The sequence below is a fragment of the Paenibacillus sp. Mc5Re-14 genome (assembly GCF_001049835.1).
GTDB classification, from domain to species: Bacteria; Bacillota; Bacilli; order Paenibacillales; family Paenibacillaceae; genus Paenibacillus; species Paenibacillus polymyxa_C.
This window is the reverse complement of record NZ_CVPD01000001.1, coordinates 4,322,455-4,340,814: the sequence shown is the minus strand read 5'-3', so window position 1 is coordinate 4,340,814 and position 18,360 is coordinate 4,322,455. Positions and strand designations below refer to the sequence as shown.

The following is an 18,360-nucleotide window of genomic DNA, read 5'->3' as shown; positions in this document are numbered from 1 at the left end:
TGAACTGGGCCCATCTTGCACCCGTTGTCACCTCCAACCTTTACGGACATATTGTTCACGCTTACATGAAGTCAATGTACCGCAGCGTGGAGGTCCACATCTATCGCCTAATCCTCGTATTTATCTTCGATTTCACCAAAGCGCCGATCTTTTGACCGATCTGCATATTCATTAGAAGATTTGTTGATTTGTCTGAATTTCCCTGGGGTCACTTGTTTATACTTGCGGAATACACGAATAAAGCTGTTCTCATTTCGGTACCCGACCTGTTCTGCAATTTCACCAATTTTCAAATGCGTTTCACATAGCAATATGCATGCCTTTTTGACACGTAATCCAGTCAAATAATCGTAAACGGTACTCCCCGTTTCCTCCTTGAACATACTGCTCACCGAGGACACGCTCATGTGAACATGATCCGCAATTTCCTGAAGCCCGATGTTCAAATGCAGATAGTTTTCCATATAGTCGATCATCTCTTGTACACGTACAAAATCTTTGGACTGTTGGCGTCCATGCCATTTTTCTTCAATATCAGTCAACATAATGGCCAGCAAAAGCTCAATGTCTTGAAGGTCTAGCGTCAGAATCTGATTCCAATGATAATCAGCGAGCTGATCTGGCGGTGTCACACTCTGAGTGGCACACCATTTTAGCAATTCTTCCAGCAGTTCATGAACAAATAGGTAGACCTGGTTTGGAGATGTCCTATAGTGTCGAAGTTCTTCTACCCACTGGCTGACTAGCTTTGCACTTGCACCAGGCTCCTGTGACTCCACAGCACGAATCAGATCCACACGCCGATGGTCCAGTAATCTTGCATCCTGAGCCTGATCCTGTGATTGCACATCCACTATGCAATCCCATTTCACATTTATGTTGCTGCTCATATTCATATGTGAACGTCCATACCCCTCGTATAAACGTAAATTAAGCGCCTCTTTTCCTTGTATAAAAGACGCCCGTACCTCTTGAATATCTGTGACCTTATGGCCGATCCCTACCGAAATAGTCATGGGAAGATACTCCCCAACAACCTGAATTAGCCTGTCAACGCTCTTACGAAGCCATGTTCTCTCTTTGGCTGCTCCCTCTGCTCCAACTTCATATACACTCTCCCTGAGCTGCAGCAGGACAACCAGACCATTCTCCTCCTCCGGCGCACTGACTGCTTTCCACTGAGGCTCAAGCATCTCCAGCAAAATATTGTTCAGCGCATATTTGAGCAGCATTTTGTCCTCTTCTGGAAAGCTTGCGGTCCACGTAGAATACCGATCAATCGACACGATTATAACAACCAAAGAATTACGGTCCCAATCAGAAAAATACTGCTCCCATTTCGTACGCATTTCCTGTATACCCATTCTACGCTGGATGACATCTTCTATATATTTGGATCGCAGCTCCGGCAAGCTTCGCTCTACCACCAATGATTTGCGATGAAATTCTCCAACCAACTTGCTAATCACAGGTTCCAGATCATACAATCCTCCCTGGCGCGTTCCCTTATTACCTGAATTCAGGAGGCTATTAATTTTTTTCATGGGGCGAAAAGCCGCATAACTGTAATAGTAAACCGCTGAGCACCCAGCCAGGATAGAGATCAAGGCCAGCCACAGCATCATATTGCGCGCCAGCTTGACATTTTTCAGCAGCTTGTCCATCGGCACGAGTGATACTAGACGCCAGCCTGTGACATCAGAGAAGGTCTGGTTCGCCATATATTCCATATCTCCAATTTCTACATAAGCGTAAGGATTCACATCCAGCTCTTTCAAAACCATGCCCATCTCATTTAAGGGTAAGGACGATCTCAGCTTGGGATAGATCAGCTCACCCTCCAGATCATAGACGTATTGCGAGTTGGATAAATGAATATACAATTTGGAGAAAAAACGGTCGTAATCCAAATTGATTAACACTGCACCGATGACCTGTCCATTCTCTACTATAGGCCTAGCCAGCGAGAGTAGTTCTATCGTGCCATGCTGTTGATCCGTGCCATACCATCTTCGCTTAATCAGTAGCGGCTTTTTGTGAATGTTCTGAATCCAGGGAACCCAGGTTGTATCCGGTGCCTGGTTCCAATCGGGCAAATAACCATAATTGCTGGAGATGAGAGCATGATTGTCCAAAGAAATGACTTCAACCGAATAAATTTCTTCGCTCGAAGAAAGGGTTTTCAAATATTTCTGAAGCCGATCTATAACGGAAGCTTTGTTGGATACCGACTTTCCGTCCGTATGAATACGTATAAAAGACTCTACATCCGGATGATAAGCCGCATCCAGCGCCTTGTTATCCGACTCACGGAAAGCCCGATTGGTCACATCCAGATTGATTTGCAACAATTCTATATTAGGTGTGTTCAGCTCGGTATCCAAACCTTCACGGTATCTTGAATACGATAGCAAGCCGATCACGCTTATCACGAGCGACACGCACAGCGTGAGCAGCAGGATCAGTCTTGTCTGCTTATTTTTCAGTATCAATCGAAGCTTAAGTCGCAACATTCCTGTAACTTCATCCTTCCGGACTACGTTGTCCATCTTCCTCTTACTCTATATTAGATGACATATTACCTCTACATCTATTTGACGCATGAAGTGGAATTTCCTGCCTTTACAAATTAAACTTAACAGAAGTCACATCATTAAAAATAAAAAGAAAAGAAGAAGTCTCCCTGTACAAGGTAGAACTTCTTCTTACGTGCTGCCTGCCTTCATTGGTCAGCAGCATAGGTATTCGTATTACAGTGTCAGCTCGTCTTTTCCACCTGAAAACGATTCAGTTCCCGCTGCATCTCCTCGCGAATCTGGCGAAGCTCCTTTACCTTCTCAGCCGATTCCTCGAAGGAACGCTTCTGCTCCACCGTGGAAGCCGTAATCTCTTCACTGCCTGCGGCGGACTGCTGAGTGATTGCGCTAATATTCTCAATAGCTTGCTGCACCTGTACACTCAGTTCTCGCGATACATTCATGTCTATGGATAACTTGCTGACTTGGCCGGCAATTTGCTGGACTTTGCCACTAATCTCTCTAAACGATTCTCCGGTGGAGGAGGTTGCCTTCTCCTGCTCGCGGAACAGCTCCTGACTTTGCTCCACAGAAGCCTTCACCTTATCCATAGCCTGCTTGATCCCCTCAACAGCGGTATAAATTTTCTTTACAGCAGATTCAGATTGACTCGCCAGCTTTTTCACTTCATTGGCAACAACAGCAAAGCCTTTTCCCGCTTCACCCGCACGTGCAGCCTCAATCGACGCATTCAAGGATAAGAGCGACGTCTGGCTGGCAATTTCAGATACATAACCAGTCATAGTTGTGATCTCGGCTGCATTAGACTCCAGCTCTCTGACTGTTTGCTCCACTTCGGACATTGCTGAACGATTCTCCGCAACGATTCGCATTTGATCACTCATGACACGCGCACCCTGCTCAATGACACGCAAAGCATCCTCACTATACGCGGTGGATTGCGTGGTCTCCAGCAGATTTGATTCAAACTTCTGATGCATATCATCCACCACGCCAACCGTCGATGACAGGTCCTCAGCAATTTTCTGACTACCTATCGCAAGTTCCTCTGTTGATGTGCTGACTTGTGTCACAATTTCCTTCATGGCCTCATTGTGCTGATCAATATCCCGAGCCATCAGATCGACACGATTCCCCGCCTGATCAATGGAGAGTACAATGCTGCGCAAGTTCCCAATCATAACACGGAAAGATTCATTGAGCTCGTCCAGTTCATCTCGGCCCTTTGTTTGAGGAAGTTGAACGGTTAAATTCCCCTCGGCAATTTGCTTCGCTGCATCCGTTAACTTGCGGGTTCTAAGGGCAAGCTGCCTGGAGGTATATGTATTATATAGCCCAACCGCCACTAGAAGTAGAACTGCGCCTGTCAAGGCTAATTGCCAAGTAAAACGAATACTCTTGGTCAACTCTTCTGTGTATTGGTCGTAACGCGCCTTGGTCAGTAGATCCAGCATAAATACATCGTTCTGAATCCCCTGGGCACGCATGGCCTCTCGTTTGGATTCTGGGCTGTTCTGAGCACTCATCGCTTTTTCCGTTGCTGCTTTCAATTGGTTAAATTTTGTTTTAATCGTATCCAGTCGCTTTTGCTGTGCTTCGGTCTGCATCATGCCCTGTGAAAGCAAAGTAATCGTTTTTTCAGACTGAGTTAGCTGATTTTGCACATCGGCTTTGTTGCTCTCCGTCATGGAAGTAGAATAATTTTGCAGCGCCTGCCCCGACTGAATCAAATAGGCATTAAGCTGCTGTACATTCAACATAGCTGGAACAAGATTACTGCTTTGAGCGTTAATACGTAACAATTCAAAAATGATATAAGCTACTAAAGCCAGGCAAGCGATCAGGGAAATCATCGCGTTAAGCACCAGTTTACCTTGCAGTTTCATCAGTATTCATCCTCCGTTTGCGAAAATTTATTGGGTGGGTACAGTAAGTGTGCCGGATTTGATTTTTTCCATTAAATCATCCATCACCTTTTGCTGATCCGGATTCAGTGTCACGACACGAATAGGCGCCAAGCCTATACCTTCTTCCGCAAGTCCAAACACCATATCCTTCTCCGTAAATTTTCTTTGATGATCTGCAAAGCCTTTGACTACTGTATAAATTGCAGTGTCTACATTTTTAATCATTGAGGTCACTACCGCTTTTTCCGCAATAAAAAACTGGTCGCTATCGACCCCGATGGCGAATTTATGCTGCTTCTGCGCTTCCTGTAATGCACCTACACCGGTTAGCCCTGCTGCTGCAAAAATGACATCAATCTGATTCTGGTTGATCATGTCATCTGCAATTTTCGTACCCAGCTCCGGCTTGCCAAAATCTCCTGCATACGTTGCCGTAACTTTCGCATTAGGTTTGACTGATTGCACCCCTGCACGATACCCAATTTCAAACTTTTTCAGCAGAGGAGATTCCGCACCTCCAAGAAAACCCACCTGTTCCGTACGACTCGTCAACCCGGCAACAACTCCGGCCATAAAACTGCCCTCTTCTGCTTTGAACGTAATGGAGGCCACATTCGGCAATTCCGATGTTTCATCCACGATTAAAAATTTACGGTCTGGATTCTTTTTGGCAACGGCCTCCAAACTGTCCTTCACCATATAACCCAACCCAATGATTAAATCTGCTTTTTCTTGAACAAGCTGATTAAAAGCAGCATCATACGTCTTGGTCTCAGTTATTTCCCGGTATTCAAAAACAATCTTCCCCTCATCCCGTGCCTTGACTAAACCTCGAAAAGCCGCGTCGCTGTAAGATTGGTCACCCAGACCAATATCTGACAGTACGATTCCCACCTTAATGGGTTCGGCCTTGGTTTGTACGTCTGATTGCCCACATGCACTTAGCAATAATGCAAAGATCGTGACAATGGGAATCCACCTAAAAGTTAATAATAGAGCTCGTTTCTTCATGACATATCACCTCAACATAAAATGCAAATCCCCAACATCTTTATATCGGTTATAAAAGCATATTTTTTCATAAGAATTTCTGTAAATTCATTGTTAATAGAAGTGTGATAAGTGTGATGTCTTTGTTTATTATGTAAAAAATGTATATTTTTCATTGTTTTTATTATACGAACTGTCTAAATTCATTTATCTCCGTTTATCTCGAAAGATTAAAGTGTAATTTCCATTGAAAAACCTAGGTATTTTGAAACTGAAACCATCACTCTATGTTGAAACTGAAAGGAGCTACATTTAGAATGACTTCAACAAATTCAATTCCGCAGCCTAAAACATATGGTCCCTTAGGAAATCTGCCCTTGATCGATACACATGCCCCTGTCCAGTCTCTGGTTAAGCTTGCTAATGAGCACGGTCCCATCTTTCGCATGGATCTGCCTGAAGGAACGAACATTTATATTTCCGGTCATAAGCTGGTCGCAGATGCTTGTGATGAATCCCGTTTCGACAAACAGGTGTGGGCTCCCTTACAAAAAGTACGAGCTTTTGCCGGAGACGGACTATTCACAAGCTGGACTGAGGAACCGAACTGGCGCAAGGCCCACCAAATATTGCTACCAAGCTTCAGTCAGCGGGCTATGAAGGGTTACCACAATATGATGCTTGATCTTGCTGTTCAGCTGGTACAGAAATGGTCTCGGCTCAATCCAGATGAAAGTGTAGAGGTACCGGAAGATATGACCCGGCTGACTTTGGATACCATCGGATTATGCGGCTTTAATTATCGTTTTAACAGCTTTTACCGCGACCAGCCCCATCCGTTCGTGACCAGTATGACACGCGCACTGGATGAAGCAATGGGTCAGTTGCAACGCCTCAATTTGCAAAACAGGTTGATGTTATCGAAGAAAAAACAGTTTAAACACGACAGCGAAACGATGTTCTCTCTAGTGGACAGCATTATTCAAGAACGCAAAACCGTGGGCAACCAAGGTGAAGAGGATTTACTGGCACGTATGCTGGAAGGCAAGGACCCGGAAACAGGTGAAACGCTGGATGATGAAAATATCCGTTATCAGATCATCACCTTTCTCATCGCCGGTCATGAAACGACCAGTGGGCTTTTATCCTTTGCCATTTACTATTTGCTTAAAAATCCACGAACGCTAACTAAAGCCTATGAAGAAGTAGATCGCGTGCTGACCGATTCGCTGCCTTCCTATACTCAGGTGCGTGAGCTCAAGTACATAAGGATGATACTGAATGAAGCCCTGCGGCTATGGCCGACAGCGCCCGCCTTCTCTCTCTTTGCCAAAGAAGATACACTGCTCGACGGAACCTATCCGCTTAAAAAAGGCGACAGCGTCAATGTACTCATCCCGAAACTGCACCGTGATACCGAGGCTTGGGGCGAAGATGTTGAGGAATTTCGACCGGAACGCTTCGAGGACCCTTCCGCCATTCCGCAAGATGCCTACAAACCCTTTGGCAACGGTCAACGAGCCTGTATTGGACAACAGTTCGCCTTACAGGAGGCCACCCTTGTGCTGGGGATGGTACTGAAACATTTTGAGCTGATTGATCATACTCATTATGAGTTGAAAGTCAAAGAAACGCTCACGCTCAAGCCGGAAGGCTTCACCATTCAAGTACGTCCGCGCAGCACACAGACTACCATCATGTTGCCAGGTGCCGCTCAAGAACTTCATGAAAAGGAGGAACAAAAAGTTGCAGCCCCCCATGCCGAAAAGCATGATACTTCTTTGTTGTCTTTATACGGCTCGAATCTGGGTACAGCTGAGGGACTTGCAGGTGAACTAGCCGATTTAGGTCGGAAATGGGGTTTCAACAGCAGCATAGCAACTCTGAATGATCATGTGGACCATTTGCCTAAAGAAGGCGTGGTACTTATTACGACCGCATCTTATAACGGGCATCCGCCGGATAATGCTGATGCCTTCGTAGAATGGTTGAAGAAGGTAGATGAGGGACAATTGGCAGGCATAAGCTACGCTGTCTTTGGTTGCGGTGACCGGAATTGGGCCAGCACATATCAGCGTATTCCAAGGATGATCGATGAACTGATGGCTGCCAAAGGGGCAAAACGACTGTATGATCGCGGCGAGGGCGACGCTAGTGGTGACTTCGAGAAGGATTGGGAAGTCTGGAACCACGGCTTATGGCCGGAATTGCTGAATGCTTTCGGGATAGAGCACAGTGATACAGAACCACAGGACACCAGCAGTCTGAGCATAGAGTTTGTAAGCGACGTACTTAGCGCTCCTCTGGCGGCCAACTATGAGGCAGCTACTGCCGTTGTTACTGTGAATCGTGAACTGCACGCTGCTGAAAGTGAACGCAGTACTCGGCATCTGGAGATCCAATTACCAAGCGGAATGTCCTATCGCGAGGGTGATCATCTGGGTGTTTTGCCGCGTAATCCTGCTTTGCTGGTGAATAGGGTAATGCAACACTTTAAGTTACAGGATCAAAACTACATCGTATTGAGAGGCAGTGACCGGGATGCGGCACATCTCCCCTTAGATCGGCCTGTCAGTGTAGGAGATTTGCTCACTCTCAGTGTGGAACTGCAAGAACCGGCGACCAGAGCCCAGCTACGGCAACTAGCATCCTTTACAGTGTGTCCCCCGCACAAGAAAGAAATCGAAGCTTTGCTAGAGGATACCACCTTTGATCAAGAGATACGAAAGAAGCGTGTCACGATGCTAGATATTCTGGAGAAGTATCCAGCCTGTGAGCTGCCATTTGAAAATTTCATCTCACTGTTACCACCACTCAAGCCTAGATACTACTCCATCTCCAGTTCTCCGCTTGAATCGGAGAATTCAGCGAGTATAACTGTGAGCGTTGTGCGTGGACCAGCCCGTAGCGGACAGGGCGAATACCTCGGTATTGCCTCCAATTATTTGGCACAGCTCCAACCAGATGATCCGGTTGTCATTTTTGTGCGAAAGCCTCAGTCTGGCTTCCGTTTGCCGGAAGACCCGACCGTTCCTGTCATCATGGTCGGTCCGGGTACTGGCGTTGCCCCATTCCGCGGATTTCTCCAAACACGCCATGTGCTTAAGGAGAGAGGAGAACAGCTCGGCGAGGCTCATTTATACTATGGCTGCCGTGATCCAAAGCTCGATTATCTATACAAGCAAGAGCTGCAAACCTGGGAGCAGGAAGGAATCGTTACGGTTCATACAGCCTTTTCACGTCTGCCTGGTCAACCTAAAAGGTATGTACAGCACGTTATGAATGAAGGGGCAGACACTCTGATTCACTTGCTTGATGAAGGAGCGCATCTGTATGTATGCGGTGATGGTAGCCGGATGGCCCCCGACGTTGAAAACACGCTCTGTGCGGCTTACGCGGATATACACCATACAAGTAAAGAAGAAGCGCAGCAATGGTTGGATCATCTCCAACAGGAAAAACGCTATGCCAAGGATGTCTGGACAGGTATCTGATGATAACGGTATATAAAGATCCATCATGTAAAAAATAAAAGGGACTGACTACCAGGCATCGATCTCGTTGGCTAGTAGTTCAGTCCCTTTTATGATTTGCTCTTGCTCCACCATTTGGAGGCGACCACGTCGGTTTTACTTTCTATACGTTCCATGACCTCCTCACGACGTTTGGCTTTAAACAGGTCAATCATATCCACCAAATCATTGCGGTCCAATAATTTAACCCCGTTGACAGCAGCAAGTGTTTTACAGGATTCCGTGTAACGTCCGGAGGTGATGACAACAGACTTATCGGCCGCATAATAACGCATAGAAGTGTAAATTTCCTGTACAGCCCCCAAGCCGACTGGATGTTGTACAGCATAACGCTTGGCCTGAATTACGACTCTGGCGCCTTCTCGGTCTGTAAATACCAGATCTGCTCCAAAATCGCGGCTGCTAGTTGTTTTATAAATGTCCTTATAGCCAAGTGAGGATAATAACCGCTGCAAATAAAGCTCAAATTCCGAGCCGTCCTCCATACGATCTATATCCTGAATTCCAATTTTACGCGGGTCCAGATCTCGTAAAATCCGATTCCGACGACCACGTATCATCCCCCTGATGGTGAGCACAAGCAGTAATAGTAATACAATAAGTCCTATTCCTAATTCCTTATATGCCGATAATTGCTCCAGCAGCATTCCTCTTCCCCTTTTCTACAGCAGGTATGCAAGCGGTATATTCCTTAGTAGGCTTACCGTTACCACCTATCACACTGACACAGTTTTACACAAAAGCAACCCCGCCGAATTCGACAGGGCTGCCTTCATTTTATCTCAAAGTTGCCTACATTCTAAACTCCGCAATATTATTCACGATTCAGCAAAGATTCTCCTGCAATACCAGGCTGAGTCATCTGGTACGGGTCCAATATAATGTCTAATTCTTCCTCAGTCAGTACATTATATAGCAGACACAGCTCACGTACCGATTTGCCAGTCGTAATTGCTTCGCGGGCAATGCGTGATACCACCTCATATCCGAGGTGCGGATTGAGCGCTGTAATAATACCTACGCTGTTCTCTACATATTCACGGCACCGTTCCACATTTGCTTCAATTCCTTCCACACAATGAACACGGAAAACGTGGAAGCCTTGCTTCATAATTTCCAGCGATTGCAGCAAATTATAGACAAGTACAGGCTCCATCACGTTCAGCTCCAGTTGGCCCGCCTCCGAAGCCAAGCAGATTGTATGATCATTACCAATGACCTGAAAAGCAATTTGGTTAATGACTTCACACATGACTGGATTTACCTTGCCCGGCATAATGGATGATCCTGGCTGACGAGCAGGCAGACTCAATTCTCCCAGACCAGCACGAGGTCCAGAAGCCATCAAGCGGATGTCATTAGCCACCTTGGACATATTCATCATACAAATCTTTAAGGCAGCAGACACTTCAGTATAGGCATCCGTATTTTGTGTGGCATCTACGAGATGTTCATCTGCTTCCACAGGAAAGCCACTGACCTCAGCCAGTACCTCAGCGACACGCTGAATATAGCGGCGGTCTGCGTTCAAGCCAGTACCCACCGCTGTTGCACCCATATTAATCGTTAGCAGGTGCTCCTTGGTCGCACGGACGCGTCCGATATCACGGCCCAGTACACGCGCATAAGCCTGAAACTCCTGCCCTAATCGGATCGGTACTGCATCCTGCAAGTGGGTTCTACCCATTTTGATCACACTATCAAACTCATTGGCCTTGCGGGAAAATGCTTCCTGAAGCTCACTCATGGTGACTAGCAGCTTATCAATCATACTTAATACAGCCAAATGTACAGCCGTAGGAAAAGCATCGTTTGTCGATTGCGCCATATTAACGTGATTATTAGGACTGATTTCCTGATAGTCTCCTCGCTGCTTGCCGATCAGCTCCAGCGCACGGTTCGCAATCACTTCATTTGTATTCATATTAATGGACGTGCCTGCGCCGCCCTGAATCGGATCGACGATAAAATGATCATGCAACTGTCCTTGAATAATCTCGTCAGCAGCCTGAATAATGGCCTCTGCTTTGGAGCGATGTAGACGGGTTAGTTCCATGTTTACCGTCGCTGCTCCCTTTTTTACAATCGCCATGGCTTTAATCAACTCAGGATGCAATCGTTGGCCTGTAATTGGAAAGTTTTCTTTTGCTCTTAGAGTTTGTACACCGTAATAAGCATCTGACGGCACTTCCTTGGTTCCTAAAAAATCATGCTCCAGCCTCATATTCTTTGATTCCTCCGCTGTGTTTGCTACGTTCTTCAATTCAGTACAGTCAAATGACAAAAAAGACCTTTTCTGATCTCCTCTTCATTATATGTTCCAATTCCCGTGCTTTACCAGTCGAATAAACGCGGAAAAAGGTTATGTAATCCTATGACAAGTTATGATTACCCGTAAATACCACGGTTATTCGGCAAATGCTCAGCAATGACTGGAATACGGATTTAAAGGCTTATAATAATATCGAGTGGCGTGCAGCTGACCATCGGCTGATTGAGCGTAGTTCGGAATAACACCAGCTTCCACAAACCCGATCGACTCGTATAATCTATTAGAAGGATCTCCCACCCGCGTATCCAGTACCAGTAGAGTTCTATTCTGACGCACTGCCTCTTCTTCGGCTGCCTTCATTAACTGTCGTGCGATCCCAAGCCTGCGTCCAGACGGATGCACCATAAGCTTTGCAATTTCCGCACGATGTGTAGCGTTTGCTTTTTGGGCTAACTGAAGCTGAACTGTCCCAACAGGTACTCCGTCCTTCTCGGCAATCCACAGTACTACACCGTCCTCAAGCACACTGTTCCAATAAGCTGCTGCCTCCTGATACCCTAGGGGTGGTAAGAAACCTATAGATGCACCATCAGCAACCACGTCAATCAACAGCCTGCTTAGTGAATCTGACAATGTTTCGCTGAGCACTTGAACAGGGTATATTCTCACTTCGTTAGACATTGTAATTCCTCCTGATGAGTTCGATAACATGCAAGAAAGAAAGTAAACTATCTTTTTAGGACAGATTACTTCCCATCATACTTCGTTTACTTAATCACCCTTACTTCTATTACTGCTCTGCCATATAAAAGAACTCCCACAGATGACCATCCAAATCCTGAAAGCTCCATCCATACATAAAACCATGATCTTGAGGCCCATTTGAGGGTTTGCCGCCTGCTTCCAAAGCTTTGCGGACGATCTCGTCTACCTTTTCTCGGCTCTCCACCGAAAGAGCAACAATCGCTTCTGTGCTTTTCGTGGCATCTGAAATTTCCTTTGTAGTGAATGCTTTAAAACGTTCTTCAACCAATAGCATGACAAAAATATGCTCACTAACAACCATGCAGGTTGCATGTTCATCCGTGAACTGAGCGTTGAATTCAAATCCGATGGTAGTGAAAAAATCAATGGAGTGTTGCAGGTTTTTAACTGGTAAATTCACAAAGATTTGTTTAGCTGTTACTCCCACGACGCTTCACCTCTTCCTTCTACTTTATCATACGACTTCTCCACAAAAGATAACTTAACTATCTCACAAAGTCAACCAATCTGACATTTATATAGTTCTATGGTCGATAAGTCAATTAGCTTGCTTGCCTACGCTCTTTCCGTGTGTTTTTCACCGAACTACCAATGCTTACCTTATCTCCTAGCTTTACACCATGAAAGGCTAGTACATCAAAATGACTTCAGATGTTTTTTCATCCTGATCCACTTGATCATCCAACTCTTGAATATTGAAGCTACTCCCTCCCCATTCTCCGTATGATTACGCTTACAAACTTATCCTATAATTAAGATACCACAAATTAGCCAATTTAGTACCTTAAATATGTAAAATGAATTCTTCTTGCCGTAGCATAATCAGATCATATTATTGTAAACTTGTTCTAATACAGAAAAAGGTGGCACACACGCTATGGAGCATTTGCTTAACGACCAGGTCAAAAATATTCAAATCAGCGGCATCCGCAAAATCGCCAACAAAGTTGCCGCATTACCCGGAACTCTGTCATTAACGATTGGGCAGCCGGATTTCCCTACCCCTGCGCATATTATGGAAGCTGCCCATCGGGCGATTGATGAAGGCCGAACCACTTATACACCTAATCCGGGACTGCCGGAATTACGAGAAGCTGCAGCAGCGTTTGTAGCCCGCAAATACGGCCTGAATTACCGTGGACAAGATGAGGTTATCGTGACGAACGGAGCCAGTGAAGCGCTGGATATTACCCTGCGCACAATTTTGTCACCGGGAGACGAAGTTGTTCTACCTGTGCCGATTTACCCAGGTTATGAGCCATTGATCCGTTTGTCAGGTGGCATTCCAGTGTTGGCTGACACCCGCAACAGCGGATTCAAGCTAACGGCAGAGGTACTGAAGCCTTATCTGACTGAGCGGACAAAAGCAGTCATTCTCGGCTATCCTTCGAATCCAACCGGACGGGTGATGAGTCACCAAGAACTGGAAGCAGTCGCGGATTTACTTAAGGAACGCGATCTGTTTATCATTTCAGATGAAATATACAGCGAACTGATTTACGATACACCGCACGTATCTATTGCAGCTCTTCCAGGTATGCGGGAGCGTACCATCGTCATTAACGGACTGTCCAAATCACATTCCATGACAGGATGGCGCATTGGTTTTACACTTGCACCCGCTGAAATTACACAGCACATGGTCAAAGTACATCAGTACAACGTGACCTGTGCTAGCTCAATTAGCCAATATGCAGCACTGGAAGCCCTGACCGTTGGGGTGGATGATGCACTTCCGATGCGCGAAGAGTACCGCAAACGCCGTGACTATGTACACGGAAGACTGACAGATATGGGGATTCCGCTGGAGAAGCCTGAGGGAGCATTCTATCTTTTCCCTTCCATCGCCCATTTTGGATTAAGCTCAATGGACTTCACCTTGAAGCTGCTGGAAGAGCAAGGAGTAGCCGTCGTGCCGGGAGATGCTTTTTCTTCCTATGGCGAAGGTTATATTCGCTTATCTTACGCTTACGGACAGGATGTACTGGAGCAAGGGTTGGATAAAATAGAGAGGTTTGTTAGGGGAATTGTGAGGAGTTAAGGTGGGAGAGGCGCTACGCAGTCCATTTGATCTTCCGATCGCCGTCGCGGTGGGATTCTTGAATGGATAAAACACTTATAGGTAAGAATCCCACAGCAAAGGCGAACGCTGCCGCTTCTCCAGATTCAATTGGCCCGCTTCGCTCACTGCCCGCCTTAAAGTCCCACAATTATCTAACGTGTGTGGAGTGGTAGGGCTAAAAACATTACTCACCCGCCCCACGCGGTGGGTAAAAAAAACAGGCCCTTGAATCACCTACACGGGTGGTTCAAGGGCCTGTTTGCTCTCACTACTCCCTCACCGTCGGCGTGGGATTCATGGGTACGTTGCTTTAAGCACGGCACAGCGAAGGGGGCGGAATGGTGCTGGACAAGCGAAGCGGCGCCTTTAAATTCCGATTTTCACCTTTATGCGGTAATCATAAAAATCGGAATTTAACAGCGATGGTAAGCACCATCCGCCTCCGCAGCGGCCTTTAAAGCACCACCCCGTATCCACACGCCACTCTCCTACTTTAAATGCATTTTGAATTGCAGGAACAATTCGTTATAATGAGCGAGCATTCGCTTGCCTAGGTTATCGTATACTTCAAGCTTATCTGTAATTTCAGCTGGAGGATAGAACCGCTCATCGCCAGAAATATCTTCAGGCAGCAATTTCTTTGCATCCTTGTTTGGTGTGGAATAACCCACAAATTCAGCATTTTGAGCGGCTACATCGGGCTGCATCATAAAATTGATAAATTTATGAGCCGCATCCACATGGGTAGCCGTTTTTGGAATAACTATATTATCAAACCACAGGTTGGACCCTTCATCTGGCACGACGTAATCCAGCTTATCGTTCTGATCCATGATTTCGGACGCATCACCGGACCATACAACTCCAGCAGCAGCTTCCTCGTTGGCTAGCAGCATTTTAATCTCGTCGCCAACCACAGCCTTGACGTTAGGTGCTAGCTTTTCCAGCTTCGTCAAAGCTTGCTGCAAATGCGCCTTGTTTGTATCATTCAAGGAATAGTGGAGACTGTTCAGCGACATGCCCATAATCTCCCTAGCTCCATCAACCAGCAACAGGTTATTACGCAACTTCGGGTCCCACAGGCCATCCCAGCTATGAAAATCAATGCCTTTGGTCAGCTCCGGGTTAAACACAATCCCGACTGTACCCCAAAAATACGGAACCGAATATTGATTATTTGGATCAAACGAAAGGTTTAGATAATGAGAATCTACATGCTTCAAATTCGGCAGCTTGCTATGGTCCAATGGGAGCAGTAGATGTTCTTGCTTCATTTTAGCCAAAGCGTATTCCGATGGAACCGCTACATCAAACGAAGTTCCTCCCTGCTCGATTTTCGTCAGCATCGCCTCATTGGAATCAAATGTCTGATAAATGACGGTAATCCCCGTCTCCTTCTGAAACTGTTCCAGCAGCTCAGGATCAATGTAGTCTCCCCAGTTGTACACCGTCAGTGTGTTACCACCGGAGTAGCCTTGACTAGAGTTCAACCAGGCTGCCACACCCATCAGACCAAACGAGATGATGAAAATGGACAGAAACACGCGCACAAGCGACTTCATCTAGGCACCCCCATTTCCGCCGCAGGCTCTTTTTTACCATTACGATTCGCCTTGCGCATAATAAAGTAATAGCCCACCACCAGCAGCACAGTAAACAGGAATATGAGCGTGGACAGCGCATTGATGGACAAGGAAACCCCTTGACGGGCACGTGAGTATATTTCCACCGATAAGGTCGAATAGCCACTGCCTGTCACAAAAAAGGTCACCGCAAAATCATCCAGCGAGTACGTTAACGCCATAAAAAAGCCTGCATAAATCCCTGGCTTGATAAAGGGCAAAATCACCTTGGTTAGCACATCCAGCCGGCTGGCACCCAAATCACGCGCAGCGTCCACCAGGGATGGGCTCATTTCCTGAAGCCGCGGCAAAATCATAATGACCGCAATCGGCACACTAAACGCAATATGGGATAACAAAACAGAGTAAAAACCCAGCTTAATGCCAACCATCGTGAACAAAATGAGGAAGGAAGCGCCAATAATGACGTCCGGGTTCACGATCAGTACATTGTTGAGCGACAACAACGTATTTTTGACTCGACGGTTCTGCATCTGATGAATAGCCAGCGCACCCATGATACCAATAATCGTAGCCAACGCAGACGACAGCAAAGCGATTACTAAGGTGTTAATAACAATAATGATCAAGCGGGTGTCTGCAAACACCTCTTTGTAATATTGAAGTGTAAAGCCTTCAAACTCGTGCATAGTCCCGCCGCTGTTGAAGGAATAGTACATCAAATACAAGATAGGCGCATACAACACGAGAAAAACAATCACCAAATATATATTCCCGAATCGGTTTTTATTTACCATGCCGCACCCTCCGTTTCGTTCGCGAGGTGAGCAACATAATGATCGCCATCGCCAAAATCAGGAACACAGCCACTGTTGAGCCCATACCCCAGTCCTGAGTAACTAGAAAATGCTGCTCTATCGCCGTCCCCAGCGTAATTACACGGTTACCTGCAATCAGACGGGTAATCATAAACAGCGACAACGCTGGAATAAACACAGCCATACAACCAGACCGCACACCCGAAAGTGTTAACGGGAAAATAACCCTGCGAAACGCAGTCCATTTGGATGCGCCCAAATCACGGGCTGCGTCCAGCAGTGAAGGATTCAAACCTTCCAACGCATTATAGATGGGCAAAATCATAAAAGGCACAAAAATATAAACAGATACAAACACAAAACTGGAGCTGGTAAACAATATTTGCTGACCGCCCAACCCAACCATGCCTAATACCGCATTTACCGGACCATAAGTCCCGAAAATCCCGATAAAAGCATACGTTTTGAGCAACAGGTTAATCCAGGTCGGCAAAATAATGAGCAACAGCCACAGTTGCTTATGCTTGGTGCGAGTAAGCAAATATGCCGCCGGATACGCCACGAGCAGTGAAAATACAGTGATCAGAAATGCATACCAAAACGAGCTAAGCGTCATGCTTAAATAAACAGGTGTCAGAAACTGAGCGTAGTTGCTGAATGTGAGATGACCATCCACATCAAACAGTGAATAGTAAAATACAAGTACAACTGGAGCTGCCACGAACAGCACAATCCATAAATAGTAAGGCAGCAGATACGCTGCTCTTGTATTACCGGACATGCTGATCCACCTCTTCATAGGCTTCCAGACGCCGATCGAATTCTTCCTCTGTTTCCCCGAACCGCATGACATGAATGGCTTCCGGGTCGAATCGCAGACCGATTTCACTGCCCAGCTCCGCCTTTTTGGTAGAATGCACCAGCCATTCCTGTCCTGAATCATCATAGCAGCTTATTTCATAGTGAACTCCACGGAACAATTGGGTATCCACCTGAACACGCAGCTTGCCTTCAGCAACACTGGTAATCTCCAAGTCCTCTGGCCGAATTACAATTTCAATAGGTTCGTTCGGACGCAATCCTCCGTCGACACATTCAAACTGTCGGCCGTTGAATTCCACTTGGTAATCCGCGATCATACGTCCAGGAACAATATTAGATTCGCCGATAAAATCAGCAACAAACCGATTAATCGGCTCATCATAGATATCATTTGGCGTCCCACTCTGCTCGATCTTGCCCTTGTTCATGACAAAAATTTCGTCTGACATGGCCAGTGCTTCCTCCTGATCATGCGTAACAAATATAAAAGTGATTCCAAGTCGCTGCTGCATTTCACGCAAAATATACTGCATTTCTGTCCGCAGCTTTAAATCCAGTGCCGACAGTGGTTCATCCAGCAAGAGAACATCAGGCTCATTGACGATAGCCCGTGCAATAGCTACACGCTGACGCTGTCCCCCGGACATTTCAGAAATTTCCCGTTCGCCGTAGCCTTCCAGATTGACAAAGGACAACGCCTGTGTCACCTTCTCCTGAATGTCCTTTTTGTTCATCTTTTTAATCCGCAGACCAAAAGCGACATTTTCAAACACATTCAGATGTGGAAATAGCGCATAATCCTGAAAAACCGTATTGACCTGCCGCTCGTTGGCTGGAACACGATTAATGAGTTTTCCATTCAAATAAATAGAGCCCTCTGTCGGCTCTGCAAAACCTGCAATCATACGCAGAATCGTCGTTTTACCACAGCCGGAAGGACCCAGCAGTGTATAAAATTTGCCACGCTCAATCTCAAAGCTGACATCCGCCAGCACTGGGGGATCGTTGTCATATTGTTTGGTCACCCGTTCGAATCGGATGATGGTTTGCTCTCCCATAACACCCTCCTTC

At 46.2% G+C, this 18,360-nt stretch carries 13 protein-coding genes; 2 read left to right on the top strand and 11 right to left on the bottom strand.

Annotation, left to right across the window (positions count from 1 at the left end; translation table 11 throughout):
* Positions 1 to 107 precede the first annotated feature (107 nt).
* The 3 genes from BN1546_RS19905 to BN1546_RS19895 all read right to left on the bottom strand — a co-directional run bounded on the left by BN1546_RS19905 (position 108) and on the right by BN1546_RS19895 (position 5,455).
* On the bottom strand, positions 108 to 2,549 hold the full coding sequence (locus BN1546_RS19905) for an AraC family transcriptional regulator (protein WP_090738689.1): 2,442 nt from the start codon (positions 2,547 to 2,549) through the stop codon (positions 108 to 110).
* Between the two features lie 209 nt (positions 2,550 to 2,758).
* On the bottom strand, positions 2,759 to 4,423 hold the full coding sequence (locus BN1546_RS19900) for a methyl-accepting chemotaxis protein (RefSeq protein WP_090738688.1): 1,665 nt from the start codon (positions 4,421 to 4,423) through the stop codon (positions 2,759 to 2,761).
* Between the two features lie 27 nt (positions 4,424 to 4,450).
* Positions 4,451 to 5,455: a BMP family lipoprotein gene (locus BN1546_RS19895; protein WP_016324583.1), complete on the bottom strand. Its 1,005-nt coding sequence runs from the start codon at positions 5,453 to 5,455 to the stop codon at positions 4,451 to 4,453.
* 296 nt (positions 5,456 to 5,751) lie between these two features.
* Between BN1546_RS19895 and BN1546_RS19890 the strand changes: the two genes are divergently transcribed.
* Positions 5,752 to 8,928, top strand: coding sequence for a bifunctional cytochrome P450/NADPH--P450 reductase (locus tag BN1546_RS19890; protein WP_090738687.1), 3,177 nt, complete (start codon positions 5,752 to 5,754; stop codon positions 8,926 to 8,928).
* A gap of 89 nt (positions 8,929 to 9,017) precedes the next feature.
* On the opposite strand, the gene BN1546_RS19885 is transcribed toward BN1546_RS19890, so the two are convergent.
* From BN1546_RS19885 to BN1546_RS19870, 4 genes are all read right to left on the bottom strand, one after another.
* Positions 9,018 to 9,614: a restriction endonuclease gene (locus BN1546_RS19885; RefSeq protein WP_090738686.1), complete on the bottom strand. Its 597-nt coding sequence runs from the start codon at positions 9,612 to 9,614 to the stop codon at positions 9,018 to 9,020.
* Between the two features lie 167 nt (positions 9,615 to 9,781).
* On the bottom strand, positions 9,782 to 11,191 hold the full coding sequence (aspA, locus tag BN1546_RS19880; protein ID WP_013372264.1) for an aspartate ammonia-lyase: 1,410 nt from the start codon (positions 11,189 to 11,191) through the stop codon (positions 9,782 to 9,784).
* Between the two features lie 198 nt (positions 11,192 to 11,389).
* Positions 11,390 to 11,920 carry a GNAT family N-acetyltransferase gene (locus BN1546_RS19875; RefSeq protein ID WP_025675978.1) on the bottom strand — a complete coding sequence of 177 codons (531 nt, stop codon included), beginning with the start codon at positions 11,918 to 11,920 and terminating at the stop codon, positions 11,390 to 11,392.
* Positions 11,921 to 12,029: 109 nt separating this feature from the next.
* Positions 12,030 to 12,431, bottom strand: a complete 402-nt coding sequence (locus BN1546_RS19870) for a VOC family protein (protein WP_090738685.1) — start codon at positions 12,429 to 12,431, stop codon at positions 12,030 to 12,032.
* A gap of 450 nt (positions 12,432 to 12,881) precedes the next feature.
* Between BN1546_RS19870 and BN1546_RS19865 the strand changes: the two genes are divergently transcribed.
* Positions 12,882 to 14,045, top strand: a complete 1,164-nt coding sequence (locus BN1546_RS19865; RefSeq protein WP_090738684.1) for an aminotransferase A — start codon at positions 12,882 to 12,884, stop codon at positions 14,043 to 14,045.
* A 509-nt stretch (positions 14,046 to 14,554) separates the two neighbouring features.
* Here BN1546_RS19865 and BN1546_RS19860 read toward each other — a convergent pair.
* From BN1546_RS19860 to BN1546_RS19845, 4 genes are read right to left on the bottom strand one after another with little or no spacing between them, the layout of a single operon-like run.
* Positions 14,555 to 15,628 (bottom strand): ABC transporter substrate-binding protein, encoded by a 1,074-nt coding sequence (locus tag BN1546_RS19860; protein ID WP_090738683.1) that lies wholly within the window; start codon positions 15,626 to 15,628, stop codon positions 14,555 to 14,557.
* The gene (locus BN1546_RS19855; RefSeq protein ID WP_013372269.1) at positions 15,625 to 16,446 is read right to left on the bottom strand and encodes an ABC transporter permease; all 822 of its coding nucleotides are present in this window, start codon (positions 16,444 to 16,446) and stop codon (positions 15,625 to 15,627) included. Before BN1546_RS19855 ends, BN1546_RS19860 begins: the two co-directional genes overlap by 4 nt.
* On the bottom strand, positions 16,436 to 17,248 hold the full coding sequence (locus BN1546_RS19850) for an ABC transporter permease (protein WP_013372270.1): 813 nt from the start codon (positions 17,246 to 17,248) through the stop codon (positions 16,436 to 16,438). Before BN1546_RS19850 ends, BN1546_RS19855 begins: the two co-directional genes overlap by 11 nt.
* On the bottom strand, positions 17,238 to 18,347 hold the full coding sequence (locus BN1546_RS19845) for an ABC transporter ATP-binding protein (RefSeq protein ID WP_013372271.1): 1,110 nt from the start codon (positions 18,345 to 18,347) through the stop codon (positions 17,238 to 17,240). Before BN1546_RS19845 ends, BN1546_RS19850 begins: the two co-directional genes overlap by 11 nt.
* Positions 18,348 to 18,360 lie beyond the last annotated feature (13 nt).

Bases quoted from the DNA above. Each gene is read 5' to 3' on its own strand.
- BN1546_RS19860 (WP_090738683.1), bottom strand. From the start codon at position 15,628: ATGAAGTCGCTTGTGCGCGTGTTTCTGTCCATTTTCATCATCTCGTTT.
- BN1546_RS19845 (WP_013372271.1), bottom strand. From the start codon at position 18,347: ATGGGAGAGCAAACCATCATCCGATTCGAACGGGTGACCAAACAATAT.
- BN1546_RS19905 (WP_090738689.1), bottom strand. From the start codon at position 2,549: ATGGACAACGTAGTCCGGAAGGATGAAGTTACAGGAATGTTGCGACTT.
- BN1546_RS19895 (WP_016324583.1), bottom strand. From the start codon at position 5,455: ATGAAGAAACGAGCTCTATTATTAACTTTTAGGTGGATTCCCATTGTC.
- BN1546_RS19850 (WP_013372270.1), bottom strand. From the start codon at position 17,248: ATGTCCGGTAATACAAGAGCAGCGTATCTGCTGCCTTACTATTTATGG.
- BN1546_RS19890 (WP_090738687.1), top strand. From the start codon at position 5,752: ATGACTTCAACAAATTCAATTCCGCAGCCTAAAACATATGGTCCCTTA.
- aspA (WP_013372264.1), bottom strand. From the start codon at position 11,191: ATGAGGCTGGAGCATGATTTTTTAGGAACCAAGGAAGTGCCGTCAGAT.
- BN1546_RS19900 (WP_090738688.1), bottom strand. From the start codon at position 4,423: ATGAAACTGCAAGGTAAACTGGTGCTTAACGCGATGATTTCCCTGATC.
- BN1546_RS19875 (WP_025675978.1), bottom strand. From the start codon at position 11,920: ATGTCTAACGAAGTGAGAATATACCCTGTTCAAGTGCTCAGCGAAACA.
- BN1546_RS19865 (WP_090738684.1), top strand. From the start codon at position 12,882: ATGGAGCATTTGCTTAACGACCAGGTCAAAAATATTCAAATCAGCGGC.
- BN1546_RS19855 (WP_013372269.1), bottom strand. From the start codon at position 16,446: ATGGTAAATAAAAACCGATTCGGGAATATATATTTGGTGATTGTTTTT.
- BN1546_RS19885 (WP_090738686.1), bottom strand. From the start codon at position 9,614: ATGCTGCTGGAGCAATTATCGGCATATAAGGAATTAGGAATAGGACTT.